General features: G+C 63.7%; 18 protein-coding genes. 12 read left to right on the top strand and 6 right to left on the bottom strand.

Going from position 1 to position 16,734, the window contains the following annotated elements; translation table 11 throughout:
* Positions 1-247: 247 nt before the first annotated feature.
* The 8 genes from E5222_RS04935 (at position 248) to E5222_RS04900 (ending at position 7,036) form a co-directional block, all read left to right on the top strand.
* Entirely contained in the window at positions 248-1,006 is a 759-nt protein-coding gene (locus tag E5222_RS04935; RefSeq protein WP_136692580.1) for a response regulator transcription factor, read from the top strand.
* On the top strand, positions 999-2,555 hold the full coding sequence (locus tag E5222_RS04930) for a sensor histidine kinase (protein ID WP_136692579.1): 1,557 nt from the start codon (positions 999-1,001) through the stop codon (positions 2,553-2,555). Before E5222_RS04935 ends, E5222_RS04930 begins: the two co-directional genes overlap by 8 nt.
* Positions 2,552-2,986, top strand: coding sequence for an HPr kinase/phosphorylase (locus E5222_RS04925; protein WP_211196089.1), 435 nt, complete (start codon positions 2,552-2,554; stop codon positions 2,984-2,986). Before E5222_RS04930 ends, E5222_RS04925 begins: the two co-directional genes overlap by 4 nt.
* Before the next feature lie 40 nt (positions 2,987-3,026).
* Entirely contained in the window at positions 3,027-3,935 is a 909-nt protein-coding gene (rapZ, locus tag E5222_RS04920) for an RNase adapter RapZ (RefSeq protein WP_136692578.1), read from the top strand.
* Positions 3,936-3,990: 55 nt separating this feature from the next.
* A complete protein-coding gene (locus tag E5222_RS04915) occupies positions 3,991-4,395 on the top strand; it encodes a PTS sugar transporter subunit IIA (RefSeq protein ID WP_136692577.1) in 405 nt (134 codons plus the stop codon).
* 41 nt (positions 4,396-4,436) lie between these two features.
* Positions 4,437-4,715 carry an HPr family phosphocarrier protein gene (locus E5222_RS04910; protein ID WP_136692576.1) on the top strand — a complete coding sequence of 93 codons (279 nt, stop codon included), beginning with the start codon at positions 4,437-4,439 and terminating at the stop codon, positions 4,713-4,715.
* 9 nt (positions 4,716-4,724) lie between these two features.
* Positions 4,725-5,525 (top strand): TrmH family RNA methyltransferase, encoded by an 801-nt coding sequence (locus tag E5222_RS04905; RefSeq protein ID WP_136692575.1) that lies wholly within the window; start codon positions 4,725-4,727, stop codon positions 5,523-5,525.
* Between the two features lie 317 nt (positions 5,526-5,842).
* Positions 5,843-7,036 (top strand): hypothetical protein, encoded by a 1,194-nt coding sequence (locus tag E5222_RS04900; protein WP_136692574.1) that lies wholly within the window; start codon positions 5,843-5,845, stop codon positions 7,034-7,036.
* Positions 7,037-7,411: 375 nt separating this feature from the next.
* On the opposite strand, the gene E5222_RS04895 is transcribed toward E5222_RS04900, so the two are convergent.
* The gene (locus tag E5222_RS04895) at positions 7,412-8,176 is read right to left on the bottom strand and encodes a hypothetical protein (RefSeq protein ID WP_136692573.1); all 765 of its coding nucleotides are present in this window, start codon (positions 8,174-8,176) and stop codon (positions 7,412-7,414) included.
* Positions 8,173-9,585: a DNA recombination protein RmuC gene (locus E5222_RS04890; RefSeq protein ID WP_136692572.1), complete on the bottom strand. Its 1,413-nt coding sequence runs from the start codon at positions 9,583-9,585 to the stop codon at positions 8,173-8,175. The genes E5222_RS04895 and E5222_RS04890 overlap by 4 nt, the downstream gene beginning before the upstream one ends.
* 218 nt (positions 9,586-9,803) lie before the next feature.
* Here E5222_RS04890 and E5222_RS04885 point away from each other — a divergent pair, with 218 nt between their 5' ends.
* Positions 9,804-11,468 (top strand): formate--tetrahydrofolate ligase, encoded by a 1,665-nt coding sequence (locus E5222_RS04885; protein ID WP_136692571.1) that lies wholly within the window; start codon positions 9,804-9,806, stop codon positions 11,466-11,468.
* 175 nt (positions 11,469-11,643) lie between these two features.
* Positions 11,644-13,686 (top strand): spermine/spermidine synthase domain-containing protein, encoded by a 2,043-nt coding sequence (locus E5222_RS04880; RefSeq protein WP_246021543.1) that lies wholly within the window; start codon positions 11,644-11,646, stop codon positions 13,684-13,686.
* A gap of 162 nt (positions 13,687-13,848) precedes the next feature.
* On the opposite strand, the gene E5222_RS16505 is transcribed toward E5222_RS04880, so the two are convergent.
* Positions 13,849-14,010 carry a hypothetical protein gene (locus E5222_RS16505; RefSeq protein WP_169053485.1) on the bottom strand — a complete coding sequence of 54 codons (162 nt, stop codon included), beginning with the start codon at positions 14,008-14,010 and terminating at the stop codon, positions 13,849-13,851.
* Between the two features lie 318 nt (positions 14,011-14,328).
* Here E5222_RS16505 and E5222_RS04875 point away from each other — a divergent pair, with 318 nt between their 5' ends.
* Both E5222_RS04875 and E5222_RS04870 read left to right on the top strand, forming a co-directional pair.
* Positions 14,329-14,541 carry a cold-shock protein gene (locus E5222_RS04875; protein WP_136692570.1) on the top strand — a complete coding sequence of 71 codons (213 nt, stop codon included), beginning with the start codon at positions 14,329-14,331 and terminating at the stop codon, positions 14,539-14,541.
* Between the two features lie 71 nt (positions 14,542-14,612).
* The gene (locus E5222_RS04870) at positions 14,613-14,906 is read left to right on the top strand and encodes a hypothetical protein (RefSeq protein WP_211196088.1); all 294 of its coding nucleotides are present in this window, start codon (positions 14,613-14,615) and stop codon (positions 14,904-14,906) included.
* On the opposite strand, the gene E5222_RS04865 is transcribed toward E5222_RS04870, so the two are convergent.
* Genes E5222_RS04865 through recR form a run of 3 tightly spaced genes read right to left on the bottom strand, consistent with a single transcriptional unit; the run spans position 14,887 to position 16,704 of the window.
* Positions 14,887-15,450: a nuclear transport factor 2 family protein gene (locus E5222_RS04865; protein ID WP_169053484.1), complete on the bottom strand. Its 564-nt coding sequence runs from the start codon at positions 15,448-15,450 to the stop codon at positions 14,887-14,889. The genes E5222_RS04870 and E5222_RS04865 overlap by 20 nt on opposite strands.
* Before the next feature lie 46 nt (positions 15,451-15,496).
* On the bottom strand, positions 15,497-16,063 hold the full coding sequence (locus E5222_RS04860) for a peptide deformylase (protein ID WP_136692568.1): 567 nt from the start codon (positions 16,061-16,063) through the stop codon (positions 15,497-15,499).
* A 44-nt stretch (positions 16,064-16,107) separates the two neighbouring features.
* Positions 16,108-16,704: a recombination mediator RecR gene (recR, locus tag E5222_RS04855; RefSeq protein ID WP_136692567.1), complete on the bottom strand. Its 597-nt coding sequence runs from the start codon at positions 16,702-16,704 to the stop codon at positions 16,108-16,110.
* Positions 16,705-16,734: the final 30 nt, after the last annotated feature.

Below are 16,734 nucleotides of genomic sequence, written 5' to 3'. Positions count from 1 at the left end.
AAATGTGAGTGGTACGTGATTACGGCCTGTTGGCCGCAGCTTTATTCAGGGCCTTAGGCGGGCAGTTCGCTCACGTCAATTTGCTCCTTTGGCGGGCTTTACCCTATTTTTTCAAATGCAGAAATCGAGGCTTTCTATGGTAGCGCTACCGCAATTGCGCAGCTGCCCGGCCCCCATTGTTTCATCCGCCGCTTCGCACTAGGTCTGATGCTGCAGCAAAAGTGCAGCATGAAAGGCATGGCAACCGATGGGCGCTGAGATGGCGGGAGAGGCAGTGCCGGCAGGCGAAGGCCAGCGTTCGATCGCGCTTGTCGACGATGATCGCAACATCCTCACCACCCTCTCCATCGCGCTGCAGGCAGAAGGATATGCCACCCGCGTCTACTCCGATGGAGAGGCCGCGCTGGAGGCTTTGCGCAAGAATCCGCCCGACCTTGCCGTGTTCGATATCAAGATGCCGCGCATGGACGGGATGGAGCTGCTGAGCCGCCTGCGCGAAACGTCCGACCTGCCGGTGATCTTCCTGACCAGCAAGGACGAAGAGGAGGATGAAGAGGCCGGACTTGCGATGGGCGCGGACGATTACATCGCCAAGCCTTTCAGCCAGCGCCTGCTGCTCGCCCGGATCCGCACCATCCTGCGCCGTTCCGGACCCGCGCATGAGGCGCAGCCCGACCTTGCCAGCCCGCCCGCTTCCGACAGCCCGATCATCGAACGCGGTCGCCTCAGGATGGACCCGGCGCGCCACCAGGTGACATGGGACGGCAAGCCCGTCTCGCTCACCGTCACCGAATTCCTGATCCTGGAGGCGCTGGCCGCACGCCCCGGCGTTATCAAGAGCCGCAACCAGCTGATGGATGCCGCCTATCCGGACGACGTCTTCGTCGACGATCGCACGGTGGACAGCCACATCAAGCGCCTGCGCCGCAAGTTCCGCGCGGTGGACAATACGTTCGGCGCGATCGAAACGCTGTACGGCGCGGGCTATTCCTTCTCCGATGGCTGAAGACATCGTCAGCGCCGGACGGCTGGAGCGGCTGGCCTTTCCGCTCGGCAGTTCGCTGACCGCGCGCATCCTGGCGGTAAACCTAATCCCGCTGCTGGTGCTCGCGGGCAGCCTGTTCTTCCTCGATTCCTACCGCCGCCAGCTGCTGGACGAACGCTTCAAACTCGCCCGGATCGAGGCACAGATCACCGCCGAAGCCCTCGCCGGGGCCACGCGCGAGAGGCAGGAGGCATTGCTGATCCAGATCGGCAAGGAACAACGCATGCGCCTGCGCATGTATGACGCCGAGGGCAATCTGTGGGCCGACAGCTTCGCGCTCGACACACAGCCCAGCTTCACTTTCGACGACCCGGTGGCCGAGCCCTTCATGGAAGACCTCGCCCGCTGGACGGATGAGGCGGTGAACTTTGCGGTCGGCGCGCCCAAGCCGCTGCCCTATGCCGAACCGGCAGAGCAGGACGCCGATGCCTGGCCCGAACTGGTCCTCGCCCGCGACCGGGGCATCACCCAGATCGAGCTGCGTAGCGCACCCGATGGCACGCCGGTGATCAACGCCGCCGCGCCGGTGGGCCTCAATGGCGCGACACTGCTGACCACGCGCAATGCGGTGGACATCACCCAATCGGTGCGCGAGGCGCGCACCGGCGTGATGACCATCATCGCCCTCGCCCTCGTCATGTCGATCATCCTTTCACTTTACCTCGCCAACACCATCATCCAGCCCCTGCGACGCCTCGTGCGCGCCACCGTGCTGGTCCGCACCGGGCGCGAGCGCGAGGTGGAAGTGCCGCGCATGCAGGAACGCGGCGACGAGATCGGCCTGCTCGCCCGCGGCGTGTCCGACATGACTGCGGCGCTTCGCCACCGGATCGACGCGGTGGAAAGCTTCGCCGCCGATGTCGCGCATGAGATCAAGAACCCGCTCGCATCCCTACGCAGCGCGACCGAAAGCCTGCCCAAGGTCAAGGATCCGGAACTGCACGCGCAGCTGGTCGATATCGCCGCGCATGACGTGAAGCGGATCGATCGGCTGGTGACCGAAATCTCCGAAGCGAGTCGCGTCGATGCCGAAATCAGCCGCACCAAGTTCGAGGCGGTCGATGTGGCGCTCCTGTTCGAAAACATCGTCAAGGCGCGCGAGGATCGCGGGGAGAATGCCGGGCGCGCGGTCCTGGTCATCCGCGAGCATCCGCAATGCGTCGTGCTGGGCGTGGCCCTGCGCCTCCAACGGATCGCAGAAAACCTGCTCGACAATGCCATCTCCTTCTCGCCTGAGAACGGCACGGTCGAAGTACGCATCGCCCGCCGTGAAGGCCGCGTGATCGCCTCCGTCTGCGACGAGGGGCCGGGCATTCCCGAGGGCGAGCGCGAGAAGGTGTTCCGCCGCTTCCATTCGGACCGCCCGGAAGCAAGCTTCGGCGACCATTCGGGCCTCGGCCTCAATATCGCGCGCACGATTGCGGAGGCGCATGAAGGCGCGCTGTTCGTGGAGGACCGGCAGGACGGCGCATCGGGCGCCTGCCTGGTGCTGGACCTGCCCGCCGCGTGACCTCTCCCGGCGAAAGCTTCCTGCGCCAGTCCAGCTGCGTGCTGGTGGAGGGAAAGGCCGTGCTGATCGAAGGGGAGCCGGGATCGGGCAAGTCCTCCCTCGCCCTCGCCCTGATCGACCGCGGCGCGCAGCTGGTCGGCGATGACGGGGTCACGCTGGCGCGGCGAGGCGAAACGCTCTGGGCCAGCCCGCCGCCCAACACCGCCGGGCTGATCGAGATTCGCAATGTCGGCCTGGTCGAAATGCCCGCCGCCGAAGGGCCGGTGGCGCTCCTCCTCACGCTCGATCCACAAGCGCCGCGTTTTGTCGATCAGGCTGGCACAATTGCCATAGGCGGCATGCAATTGCCGCAAATTGCGCTGTTTCCCGATGCGAGCACCCTTCCCTTGCGCGCCGAGTGGGCTGTCCGAAAATATGCCACCGCCCGATAGGGCCTTCACATTTGCCAAATTGCAGAGCACAGCGCGGCGAATGGTCAGCGAATCCGCTCCCAGCCGTCAGCGCATCCTGCTCGTCACCGGCATGCTCGGTGCCGGAAAGTCCACCGCCCTGCGTGAGCTGGAGGACCTTGGCTGGGAATCGATCGACAATTTCCCCATCCGCCTGCTCGACCGCCTGCTCGGCGGCGATACCAGCGGCCACCCGTTGGCAATCGGCTTCGATTGCCGCACGCGCGGTTTCGTCCCGGCGGAGGTCATCGAGGAAGTAAAGGCGCTGTCCGGACGCGACGACCTGGAGATCACCACCCTGTTCCTCGATTGCGCGGGGCATGAGCTGACCCGCCGTTTCGACGAGACGCGCCGCCGCCATTTCCTCGCCCGCGACCTGCCAGTACCGGCCGGCATCAAGGCGGAGCGCGAATTGCTCGCCCCCATGCGCCGCTGGGCCGACGTGCTGATCGATACCACCGATTTCACCACCAATGATTTGAAGCAGCGCATTCGCGACCAGTTCGGGCAGACTTCTCCGCGCGAGATGACCGTCACTGTTTCCAGCTTCGGCTTTTCGCGCGGCATGCCGCCCGCAACGGACCTGGTGTTCGACATGCGCTTCCTGGACAATCCGCACTGGCAGCCGGGCCTGAAGGAGCTGACCGGGCTGGATGCGCCGGTGGCCGAGTATATCGCCTCCAACCCGGTGTTCGAGAGCAGCTTTGCCCGCATGCGCGACCTGCTGCTGGAACTGCTTCCGCAATATGCCGCGCAGGGCAAAAGCTACGTCAATATCGCCTTCGGCTGCACCGGCGGGCGCCACCGCAGCGTGTTCACCGCCGAGCTTATGGCGCAGGCCTTGCGCGAGGGCGGCTTTTCGCCCACTGTCCTCCACCGCAATCTGGGCTCGCGCGCGGCCGAGTTGGTCGAAGGATCGAAAGCCCCATGATCGCCAATCATAAAAACCCGAGACACAACGTCCCTTTCGCGAGTTGCAACATCCGATGATCGGAATCATCCTTGTTACCCATGGCCGCCTGGCCGAGGAATTCGTCCATGCGATGGAGCATGTGGTCGGCGCGCAGGAAGCCGTCGCCACCATCTGCATCGGCCCCAGTGACGACATGGAACAGAGGCGCGAGGATATCTCCGCCGCGATCGAGGAGGTGGATGACGGCAAGGGCGTCATCATCCTGACCGACCTGTTCGGCGGCACGCCCTCCAACCTCGCCATCTCGTTGCTCGAACAGGGCCGGACCGAGGTGATCGCGGGCATCAACCTGCCCATGCTGATCCGCCTGGCGGGCGCGCGCAAGGAGCTCGACCTCGCCGGCGCCGCCACCGCCGCGCGCGATGCGGGGCGCAATTACATCACCATGGCTTCCGAATTCCTCGGACAGGATGCATAAGGGCCTTACATAAAAGGCAGGACATCCTGGGAGGGAACAGCTTGGCGGAAGCAAGCGAAACGGTCGAAATCGTCAATAAGAGGGGCCTTCACGCCCGCGCCAGCGCGAAGTTCGTGGGCGCGGTGGCGCAGATGGACGGCGTTACCGTCACCGTCGCCAAGGACGGGAACGAGGCAGCCGGCGGCTCCATCCTCGGCCTGATGATGCTGGGCGCGGCCAAGGGCGACAGCGTGGAAATCCGCGTTGCCGGCGATGGGTGCGAGCAGCGCCTGGCCGAGCTGGTGGAGATGGTCGCAGACGGTTTCGGCGAGGATCGGTAGGGCCATCCCATGCGCCGAGAGATCACCGGCTTTTCCAATCCCACGGTCAAATATCTCCGCTCTTTGCGTGAGAAGAAGCATCGCAAGGCTGCGGGCAAGTTCCTCGCCGAAGGGCTGCGCCTGCTGACCGATGCGCGCGAATGCGGCCACGTGCCGGAGACGCTGGTGATGAGCGCGGCACGCGATCCGCACCCTTTGATCGATGCGCTGGAAGCGGCGGTGGAGGCCGCAGGCGGCGAGGTGATCGAGTGTACGCCCGACATCCTCTCCAAGATCACCGGCAAGGACAATCCGCAAGGCGTGGCGGGCGTGTTCGCGGAATTCGATACGTCGCTCGCCGCGCTGGACCGAGGCGCGGCGAAGATCTGGCTGGTAGCGCAGGCTTTGCGCGATCCCGGTAATCTCGGCACCATGCTGCGCACCGGCGATGCGGTGGGCGCTGGTGGCCTGATCCTGATCGACGATTGCGCCGATCCCTTCAGCGTCGAGGCCGTCCGCGCCAGCATGGGCGCGGTGTTCACGCAGAAGGTCGCAAGGGCCTCGTGGGAGGAATTCCTGCCGTGGCTGCGCTCCGGAGAAGGCCAGCTCGTCGCCGCCAGCTTGCGCGACGCCGTCCCCTATCGCGGCGCACCCTACGCCGCGCCCTGCTTCATCCTCGTCGGCAATGAATCGCGCGGCCTGCCCGAGGAATACGAAATGGCCTGCGACCTGCGCGTGACCATGCCGATGCGCGGGCGCGCGGACAGTTTGAACGCGGCGGTAGCAGGCGCGGTGCTGGCCTATGAAGTGCTGGAGGCTTTGGGAGGATAGCCGTGGGCGGCATTCTGTCCGCTATTGGGATGGAAAGCGGACGTTACAGAGATTCCGTTAAAGAGCAGGGATGGACCGGAAGCGGAAGGTCGGCTTCCGGAAGTTGGGCGGTGCAAAGCGGAACGCCTCGATCAGGCTTGATCGAACCCGCTCACCGCGCCTACGCTTAAAAGGACAGAGCAAATGGCAAATCCGCAATCGAGTGTGCTCGAAGACTGTCGCTGGAACGCGCTGACCATCGGCGGGACAGTGCTCTGGCCCTGTTCGAGCTGGTTCTTGCGCTGAGCGCCCGGCGCTGCTGAACAGGGAGCGTATAGATGCGCAAATTTGGCTGGCCCATGCTGGGCCTGAGCATGGCGGTTGCCATGCCTTGTGATGCTGCTGCGCAGGAAAGTGACACTGAGGAACAGGCTTACGAACCGGACATCACGATTCGCTCGCGCTGGGAGGATAATCCTGCGCACGGCTCGGACGGCGATCGTCTGTTGCGACGCGCTTCTGCCGGGCGCTTCGGGTATGTCTATCTGCGTGAGGTGCCAATTCCCCCCATGCTTGTGCCGGATATGGGCGAGCGGGATGTGATGGTCTGGCTGGATGTCGATCTGAATTCAGCAGGCAATGTCACCGCATGCACCGGCGACCGGCTGGAATATTATTACCCGCAGGAACGCCGGTTTGAAGATGCGCCCGCCTTGCCTGCCGAACTGGCGGAAGAGGCGTGCGGCCTGTCGCGAAACCATAGCGGTTTTCGTCCCGCTCTCGACCAGCAGGGCAGCCCCGTATCCAGCACAGCCAGCGCGCGTGTGGAATACAGCTGGAGGCGCCCACTGACCGGACCGCCGCCTGCACCCAATCCGCCAGATAGCTGGGTGCCAAGCGTGCCCAATCGTTACATGTTCGATTATCGCGATTATCATCGCTGGGTATCGGTGAACCGGCCAGATGGCAGCCAGTTTCTGGAAGAGGACCGCACACGCCCGCGCCGTGCAGAGGTTGATCTGGTCATCTCGGCCGATGCGCAAGGCGCGATCACTGAGTGCACGATATCGACCCCCAGCGGTATTGCCGATTATGACAATGCGAGCTGCCCTGCGCTTGAAGCCGCAGGCGTGGAGCTGGTGCAGTCGGTGCGCGACTTTACCCGCATACTGCGCAATTTTCCCGTGAGGGTCCGCTGGAATCGCACCAAGATGCAGGTTGTGATGCCGGGCAAGCCAGTAGGGCCAATGATCATAGGTGATCTGACGCTCGATCCGGCGCTTACAGCAGGTATCGATATATCTGAAGTCGCGCGCGGCAGGGCAGAGCTGACAATTTCATCCAACGGAGAACTGTCTTTCTGCGAAATTTCGGAAAGCACCGGCCATGACTATCTCGACCTACTGACATGTAGACACTTCGCGCAAGGATTACGCTATTCGCAGCCCATCAACGCGTTTGGCGATGCCGCAGAAGGCCGCATTTCCGCCAGCGTCGACTGGAACCGCCAGCAAATCTATGTGCGGTACTGATCGCAGCCGAAAGGCAGGCGCGTATCGAACTGTCGTGGGGAATTCCGGGAACACGGGGAATTCCGGGGACACAATACTTATTTCTCCCGCTTCGATCTCCGCCCGGGCTTCCTTTTCGCAAGTACCCTGCCGGTGGGGTGCTGTTGCCAGGCAATCCACTCATCGGCAGCGAGCGGGCAGTAGTCGCACAGGCGTTACTCGATTCCTTCGACCACCGCCTCGACCTGTTCGTAGGCATCGCCCACTCATCGGAAAGTAAGTCAGCTTTCAGGGAACTCGCGAGCCCAATCGAATGACCGAGATTGGGGCGCATAGCGGCCATGTGCTTAAAGGTCTGCTTTTGGGTCGTTAGCCGACACTCCGGCACGCGCCTCCTCAATCCCCCGCCAACAGCGCCGTAATCCGCCAGCGGCCGTTGCGGCTGAAGGCGAGGAGGCGGTAGTCGATCACGCTGCGCAAATTGCGCGCGGGGACGAAGCCTTCCACTTCCGCGCGATCCTCGGTGGCAGGCACGCGCACTTTCATCCAACCGGCATTCGGGTTCTCGGGATCGTTGCCGAAATGAACGGGCATGCCGTCCTCATAGATCAGCTCCACCTCTTCCCAGCCGACCGTGGCGATCTGGCGCGTGTCATTGCCGCCCATTTCGCGCACGGCGACATCCTTGTCGGTGACGATCATGGAGGAATAGGGATCGAGCTTGGTGTCCTGCGCAAAATAGTAAGGCAGCGTGATGCCGCCCTGCCCGTTCTCCGCGCAGCCGAGGCTCATGACTTCGGCGAGATCCTCCCACAAACGGCCCTCGGGATCATCCAGCGCGGCGCCTAGATTCTCCATGCCATCCGCACCACCGAAGCCCAGCTTCACATCCTCTGCGGCGAGCGCGAGCACCACTTCGGTATCGCGCAGGGAAATCGCCGCATCGAGCGCGGCCATGAAGGCGTTGGCGCCTTGCAAATCGCCGCATTCATTGCGCGGTTCCAGCGGTGCAAGTTCGAGCTCACCAATCGGCGTCGCCATCACCGTCTGCACCAGCTCCTCCGCCGCCTTCTCCATCTCGTCGGACGGAGCCTCGGACTGGCTGCAAGCGGCAAGCGACAGCGCCAGCAAGGGCAACGCTGCGAACGAAGCAAATTTCATGAACCGGTTTCCTCCTCCGCCTCCTCAACCAGACGCGGGCTTGCCGGTTCCTGAATGTCGGCGCCGGTATAGCGCGGTGCGCCTTCCACCAGCGGCACGTCCTCGATCTCGCGCGATATTTCGAGGCCCTTGTCGGCCATGCGCTTGCCCGATGTGAGCACGTTGCGTTCAAAGCTGCCGACGAACTTGTTGTAATTGGCAACCGCCGTTTCCAGCCCTCCGCCGACGCGCTTCAGATGCTCGGCAGCGACGCGCAGCCGGTCATAGAGCTCGGCCCCCATGCGGCCGATTTCCTTGGCCTCTGCAGCCATCTGATCCTGCCGCCAGACCTGCGCCACGGTACGCGCAATGGCGACGAGGTTGGTGGGCGTTGCCAGCAGCACGCCGTTCTTGAAGGCGAAGTCCCACAGCTCCGGATCGGCCTCCAGCGCGGCGGCGACGAAATGCTCGCCGGGGACGAACATCACCACGTAATCGGGCGCTTCCTCGAACTGGCTCTGGTAGCTTTTCGCACCCAGCTGCTGGACATGGGTGCGCATGGACTTGGCGTGCAGATCGAGGTGGCGCTGCCGCTCCGCATCGTCATCCGCCTCGAACGCGGCCTGGTAGGCGTTGAGCGACACCTTGGCGTCGATCACCAGCTTCTTTTGCCCCGGCACATGGACGATCGCATCGGGCCGCAGCCGCCCCTGCTCTGTATCCATCGAATGTTCGAGGTCGAAATCGGTATGCTGTGACAACCCGCATTGCTCGAGCACGTTCTGCAGCGCCCGCTCCCCCCAGCGCCCGCGCGCCTTGGGGGCATTGGTGAGCGAATTGCCGAGCCGCTGCGCCTCACGCCGAACCTCTTCCTGCCCGCGCTGCATATTCTCGATCAGGCCGGTCAGCTGGCCGAAGGCATCGACGCGCTGCTTTTCCAGATTCGTCACCTGTTCTTCATAGCTCTTGAGCCGCTTGTCGACCGGATCGAGCAGCGCCTTCAGCTTCTCCTCGCTCGCCTTTTCCGAATGGCCGAGCCGTTCGGCGGCGCGCTTGAGGAACGCCTCCTGCGCCTCCCCCAGCACCCTGGAGCCGGTGTTCTGGAATTCCTTGAGCAACGCCTCGCGGCTTTCGACCAGCAGGCGCTTCTGTTCCTCGAACCCGGCGGCCTGCGTCTTCAGCGTGGTCAGTTCCTCACGCGTCCTGTCGAGCGTTTCGGCGAGGTTGTCCGCCCGCGCGGCCCGCTCGCTCATCGTCGCAAGTTCGGGCGTCATGCGGGCGAGCTGTTCGCGCAGGCCCGCGGCCTCCGCCTCCCGCTCCGCCACGCGCGCCTTCGCCTCCGCCACCGGCTTGCCGCCGAGGAACCAGCCCAGCGCACCGCCCAGCAGCAGCGCGACAATGACGAATGCGATAACGAGAATCGGGTCCATGGACAGCCTGACGGAAATGAGAACGAAAAGGGAACCTAACGCAGTCCGCCGCGCCGCACAACCGCCCGCGCGCAATCATCCACCGTCACCCACGCGGGCCGATATGCAAATCTTGCTTGAGTGCACCCCCCACTCGATTGTATGCGATGCAAACTAATTCAGATTCGCGAAATTTTCGCGTCAGTGAAAATCCGTTCGGCAATACGAGAGGATCCCAAATGCCCACCGATATCGAGATTGCACGCCAAGCCACGCTGATCCCCATCACCGAAGTCGCCAAGAATGCCGGCGTTCCCGATGAGGCGCTGATCCCTTACGGCAAGTACAAGGCGAAGGTCGACACGGCCACCCTGCCCACCACCAGCAACGGCAAGCTGATCCTGGTCACCGCCGTCAACCCGACGCCTGCCGGCGAAGGCAAGACCACCACTTCGGTCGGCCTTTCCGACGCCCTCCACCGCATCGGCAAGAAGACCATGCTGTGCCTGCGCGAACCTTCGCTGGGCCCCTGCTTCGGCGTCAAGGGCGGCGGCGCCGGCGGCGGCAAGAGCCAGGTCATGCCGATGGACGAGATCAACCTGCACTTCACCGGTGACTTCCACGCCATCACCAGCGCGCACAACCTGCTGAGCGCGATGATCGACAACCACATCTACTGGGGCAATTCGCTCGACATCGACCTGCGCCGCGTCACCTGGCGCCGCGTGCTGGACATGAACGACCGCGCGCTGCGCCAGATCGTCGGCCCGCTGGGCGGCGTGTCGAACGGCTTCCCGCGCGAAACCGGTTTCGACATCACCGTGGCTTCCGAGATCATGGCGATCCTGTGCCTCGCTTCGGATCTCGACGACCTGCAGAAGCGCCTGGGTGACATCATCATCGGCTATCGCCGCGATCGTACGCCGGTCTTCTGCCGCGACGTGAAGGCGGACCCCGCCATGACCGTGCTGCTGAAGGACGCCATCCTGCCCAACCTGGTGCAGACGCTGGAAAACCGCCCGGCCTTCCTCCATGGCGGCCCCTTCGCCAATATCGCGCATGGCTGTAACTCGGTGATCGCCACCAAGACCGCGCTGCGCATGGCCGACTATGTCGTGACCGAGGCTGGCTTCGGCGCCGACCTGGGTGCGGAAAAGTTCATGGACATCAAGTGCCGCCTCGCCGGCCTGAAGCCCGATGCGATCGTGCTGGTCGCCACCGTGCGCGCACTGAAGATGAATGGCGGCGTCGCCAAGGCCGACCTGACCAAGGGTGAGAATGTGGACGCCGTGCGCGCCGGTTCGGTGAACCTGAAGCGTCACATCGAAAACGTGAAGAAGTTCGGCATCACGCCGACCATCGCGATCAACCACTTCTACCTCGACACCGATGCCGAAATCGCGGTGATCCAGGAAATGGCCAAGGAATTCGGCGCCGATGCCGTGATCTGCAAGCACTGGGCAGAAGGCGGCGCGGGCGCGGAGGAGCTGGCGCAGATCGTTGCCACCAAGGCCGATGCGGGCGCTCCGGACTTCGACCAGCTCTATCCTTCCAGCATGCCGCTGGCCGACAAGATCACCACGGTCGCGACCGAAATCTACCGTGCCGAAAACGTCGCCATCCCCACCGCCGTGCGCAAGCAGCTGAAGCAGTGGGAAGAGATGGGCTACGGCGAATTCCCGGTCTGCATGGCGAAGACGCAGTACAGCTTCTCCACCGACCCGACGCAGCTGGGCGCACCCACGGGCCATGAAATCGCCATCCGCGAAGTGCGCCTGTCCGCAGGTGCCGGCTTCGTGGTCGCCATCGCCGGCGACATCATGACCATGCCGGGCCTGCCCAAGGTTCCTTCGGCCGAGGGCATCTATCTCGACGAGAACGGCCAGATCGAAGGCCTGTTCTAAGCTTTCCCCGGATTACCGGACACACAGCAAGGGCCGCTCCTTCAGGGGCGGCCCTTTTTGCTTGCCCGACAACCACTCCCGCGACGGGTTGATTCAAAAGGCAGGTTTGGTGAATATTTTGGAAAGACTTGCCCCCCTATAGGGGTCTCATAACGGGATTCCGGGGGCATCTATAGTGACTGAAGCAGTAGCGACCGCAAGCGAGTTCGAGCAGGCGGCCAAGGAACAGACCGACGATCCGGCAGCGGTGAAGCGGCTGGTCATTTCGGCTTGCCTGATGCTGTTCCTGGAACTGGCCCTGATCCGCTGGCTCGGCTCCAACGTCATCCACCTGTCCTATTTCTCCAATTTCGTCCTGCTCGGCTCCTTCCTCGGCATCGGCGCGGGCTTCCTGATCAGCCGCAAGGACTGGTCGGTATGGCCCTTCTCGCTGCCGCTGCTGACGATCCTGCTGATCGGCGTGACGCTGTTCCCCGTCACGATCCAGCGCAGCGGGTCGGACATCATCTACTTCACCTCGCTGCAAGTGTCGGGCCCGCCTGCGTGGCTTGCCCTCCCCCTGGTGTTCCTGCTGGTCGCGGCGATCCTTGCCGGCCCGGCGGAGCTGGTCGGCCGCTGCTTTGCCAAGATGCGCCCGCTCTCGGCCTATCGCTACGACCTGATCGGTTCGCTTGCTGGGATCATCCTCTTCACCACGCTCAGCTTCCTGCGTGCGCCGTCGATCGTCTGGGGCGTGATCGCCATCGCGCTGTATATCGTGCTGAGCGAGAAGAAGCGGCGCATCCTCTCCGTGGGCTGGGGCGCCGCCTCGCTGGCCATGCTCCTGATGGAGACGCTTACGCCGGGCGTCAGCTGGTCGCCTTATTACAAGGTGCAGACCCACTCCACGAATCAGGCCGCCGATGGCTTCATGCTGATCGAAGCCAATGGCGTACCGCACCAGCTGATGGCGCCCGCGCAGTGGAAAATCGACGAGGGCGAGCGGATCTACGAGACGCCTTACCTGCGCCTGCCCGAAGGCCGCCAGCTGGAGAACGTCCTGATCGTCGGCGCGGGTTCCGGCTCGGACGTCGCCATCGCGCTGCGCAATGGCGCGCAGAATGTGGATGCGGTCGATATCGACCCGCGCATCATGGAGCTGGGCGCCGAATTCAATATCGACCGCCCCTACCAGGATCCGCGCGTCACCCGCCATGTCGATGACGGGCGCGCCTTCCTGGAACGGACGGACAAGAAATACGACCTGATCCTCTTCGCCCTGCCGGATTCGCTGACACTGGTGAGCGGCGCCTCGCAGATCCGCCTCGAAAGCTTCCTCTTCACCGAAGAAGCCGTGCAGTCGGTGCGCGACCGCCTGAAGCCCAACGGCACCTTCGCCATGTATAATTACTATCGCGAGGACTGGCTGATCGACCGGCTGGCGGGCACTGCCGCCAAGGTCTTCGGCCATGCGCCCTGCATCGATACTTTCAGCGGTGCACAGGCGGTGGTGACGGCGGGCATGACGGTGAACGACCAGTCATGCGCGCAGGAATGGCGGCAGACCTCCGCCGGGCCGGTGGAAACCGTGACCGACGATGCTCCCTTCCTCTATTTCCGCGGCGACACTTTCCCGCCGCTCTATGCCTTCACCCTCGCCGCGATCCTGATCGCCTCGCTGGTGACGGTGCGCACGCTGGGCGGCCCGCTGGGCCCAATGCGCCCCTATGCCGACCTGTTTTTCATGGGCGCGGCCTTCCTGCTGCTGGAAACCAAGAACATCGCGACCTTCGCGCTGCTGTTCGGCACGACCTGGTTCGTCAACGCGCTGGTCTTTGCCGGCGTGCTGGTAATCGTGCTGGCGGCGGTGGAGACGACGCGGCGGTTCAAGACGCCGCCGCTGCCGGTGGTCTTCGCCGCGATCGCCGCCTCGCTGGCGCTCGCATGGGTGGTGCCGGAGGAATGGCTGCTGTCGCTGCCCTTCGTGCCGCGCCTGATCATTGCGACGCTGCTGGCATTCGTGCCGATCTATCTCGCCAATGTCGCCTTCTCGAAGCGCTTCCGCGAGAGCGGGGATTCGCAGGCGGCCTTTGCGATCAACCTGCTGGGCACGATCGTGGGCGGCTGCTTCGAATATGCGGCGCTGGTGACCGGATACAACAATCTGCTGATCCTCACCGGTCTGCTCTACCTCGCAGCCTTCCTGCTGGTTCCCAAGGGCGCGGTGCGGTCAGCTTGAACCAGGTGAGATGCAAGGCATAGCCGTCCCTGTATCAATCGTCCGGGTCGGGTAGCAAATTGGCTGCCGTGATGGCGCAGGCCATCGCCGTCCCGAATTGCACATTCTCCTCGCGTAGCTTCACCAGTCGGCGAGCAGGCAGCTGCGGCCTGTCACTAACGGTCACAGGCGGCCCGACAGGCCGTTTTCCGCCCGATAACGCTGAATCCGGCGCACATAGTGCCGCGCAAGGTCGAAATAGATGGCGTCGGATGACGCGTCCGCCGGACGGCTGGCGTTCATCAAGGCGATCTGGTGGTGATAGAGAAGCTGGTTCAAGTCCATGATATTGCTCCCATTGATGCGGGAGCGCGCACGTCTCTCAGCCACTGGGCGCATCGGGGGCAGACCCTGTGATATGCGCATAATACACCAATTGCCCGAAATAGCGAGGCGAAAGATCACTCTACATTCATACCGGGCTGTGCTAAGAGCATATTGCTGACGTCGGAATATGCGACGGACTTCGGCATTTGACTTCTCGCCTTGCCCTATGGGCCTCGGTGAAAAACCAGACGGCGACTTCCTTTCATTCAACGATTTGACGCACGACCCGCGGGCAATTCTGCCTACGGGCAACTCGTTTTCCTGAAAGGAAACATCATGGCCAAGACTGGCACCGTAAAATTCTTCAACACCGACAAGGGCTATGGCTTCATCCAGCCCGATGACGGCTCGGCCGACAGCTTCGTGCACATCAGCGCGGTGCAGGCCGCCGGCATGACCACGCTCGATAAGGAGCAGCGCCTCAACTACGACGTGGAGCGCGGCAACAACGGCAAGGAATCGGCCGTCAACCTGTCGGCTGCCGACTGATCCAGTGCACCCCTTCCGCCGTATCGGCGGGAGGGGTTTTCCTTGTCTTCCAGCCGACCGGAGCCGCCGACATGAGCCTGACCTTCGACTTCTATGACGAACGCGCCCGCGAAGCCGCTGCCGAGGCGAAGGCCGCCACGCTGGAAAATGTGCGCGAACGTGCGCTGCGTTCGGAGAAAACATGGCGCGGCCTCGCCAACCAGGCGAAGAAGCTCCAGCGGGAGCGTGCCAAGGCGGATGCCGAACGGGCCGCCCGGCGTGAGCGCGAGGCGGAAGAGGCGCGGCAGGCCGAAGAGGCCCGGCGACTGGCCGAGCAGCAAGCGCCCGTCCCCTTCACCGGCTCGTTCAGTCCTCCAGACTATTGAGGCCGCGCGCTTCGATCTCGGCCACCCATTCCTCCGGTGTCGGCATCACCGTGTGATCGACGCGCTCGGCGATCTTCCAGCCTTCTTCGGTGCGCACCAGCCGGTCATGATACTGGCCTGACAGTTCGGGCATGGGCGCCCCGCCCTCGCCGCGCATGAAGAAGATGAAGCGCGATTTTGACCGCGCCTCGTCACCCTCCACGTCCACCTCGAAATTGGCGATATAGTGGAAGCTGGAGAGGTTGACGTAATCCTCCTCCACCTCGCCGAACAGGCCCTCCAGCATGGCGCGGATTTCCTCGCGCCCCTCGCGCCTTGTATTGCCGTTGGCCCAGACCCCATCCTCGGTGAAGAGGCCGACATAGCCATCGTAATCGCGCGCATCGAGATGGGCGGAATAGTCGGTGATGACGCGCTGGATCGCCAGCTGGTCCTCCACCGCCTGCACCCGCGCCTCCAGCGCCTCCAGCGCCTCCAGCGCCGACGTGTCATTGCATGCTGACAGCGCCAGTGCTGCAGCCGCTATGGCAAAGCGAATTTTCATGTGATCCCTCCCCCGAATCATGTTTCAGGAGAGGGAGACTAGCGCGTCACGCCGCCTTGCGCGCCTTTTCCAGCTTCTTGAGCGCCATGTTGCGCTTCAGGCGCGAAAGATGGTCGATGAACAGGATGCCGTTCAAATGGTCCATCTCGTGCTGGATGCAGATGGCGAGCAGGCCGTCCATCGCTTCCTCATGCTTGTTGCCTTCAAGGTCCTGCCAGCGCACGCGGCAGGTCTTGGGCCGGTCCACATCGGCGAAGATATCGGGCACGGACAGGCAGCCTTCCTGGTAGGTGCCCAGCTCTTCCGCCGGATCGAGGATTTCCGGGTTGATGAAGATGCGCGGCTCCTTCTTCAGGGGCTTGTGGTTGTGGCCGCAGCCCTCGTCACCGCAATCCTCTTCCTCCGCATCCTCGTCCTCGGGCTGGAGGTCGATCACCAGCACGCGGCTAGGCACACCCACCTGGATCGCAGCGAGGCCGATGCCGTTGGCGGCATACATCGTCTCGAACATGTCATCGACGAGCACTTTCAGCTCCGCGTCGAAAGTCTCGACGGGAGTGGATACGGTCTTCAGCCGGGGATCCGGCGCTTCAAGGATTTCACGAATAGCCATATGTTTAATATAGGCCCGGCCACTTCCTACGACAAGTGAACCAGTTACCCGACAGGCCGCCTTGCCCTGAGCGCCTGCGCGAGGGTGCCCTCATCAAGGTAATCGAGCTCGCCGCCCACGGGCAGGCCATGCGCCAGCTGCGTGATACGCACAGGGTAATTCTCCAGCTTTTCAGCGATATAGTGGGCGGTGGTCTGCCCCTCCAGCGTGGCGTTCATGGCGAGGACCACCTCGTCCACGCCGCCAGCCGCCACGCGGCCCACCAGCGCATCGATGGTCAGGTCCTCAGGCCGCACGCCGTCGAGCGCCGACAGCCTGCCGCCGAGCACGTGATAGGTGCCCGAAAACAGCTTCGCCCGGTCGAGCGCCCACAGATCGGCCACATCCTCCACCACGCAGATCTGCTTCACATCGCGGCGCGGATCGGCGCAGATGCCGCAGGGGTTCTGCGTGTCGACATTGCCGCAAATGTCGCATTCGGCCAGCCGGTCACGCACAGTGGTCAGCGCTTCCAGCACCTGCAGCAGCGACGTCTCGCGCCGTTTCACCAGCCACAGCACAGCCCGCCGCGCCGAACGCGGGCCGAGGCCGGGCAGCTTGGCCAGCGCCGATGCGAGGGTTTCGATCTCTTGCGATGCCATGACACGGGAGATAGGGCCGCTGGCGGACAA

Source organism: Alteraurantiacibacter aquimixticola (assembly GCF_004965515.1).
Classification (GTDB): domain Bacteria; phylum Pseudomonadota; class Alphaproteobacteria; order Sphingomonadales; family Sphingomonadaceae; genus Alteraurantiacibacter; species Alteraurantiacibacter aquimixticola.
Note: the sequence above shows the minus strand (reverse complement) of the source record. Positions and strands in the feature narration are given on the sequence as shown.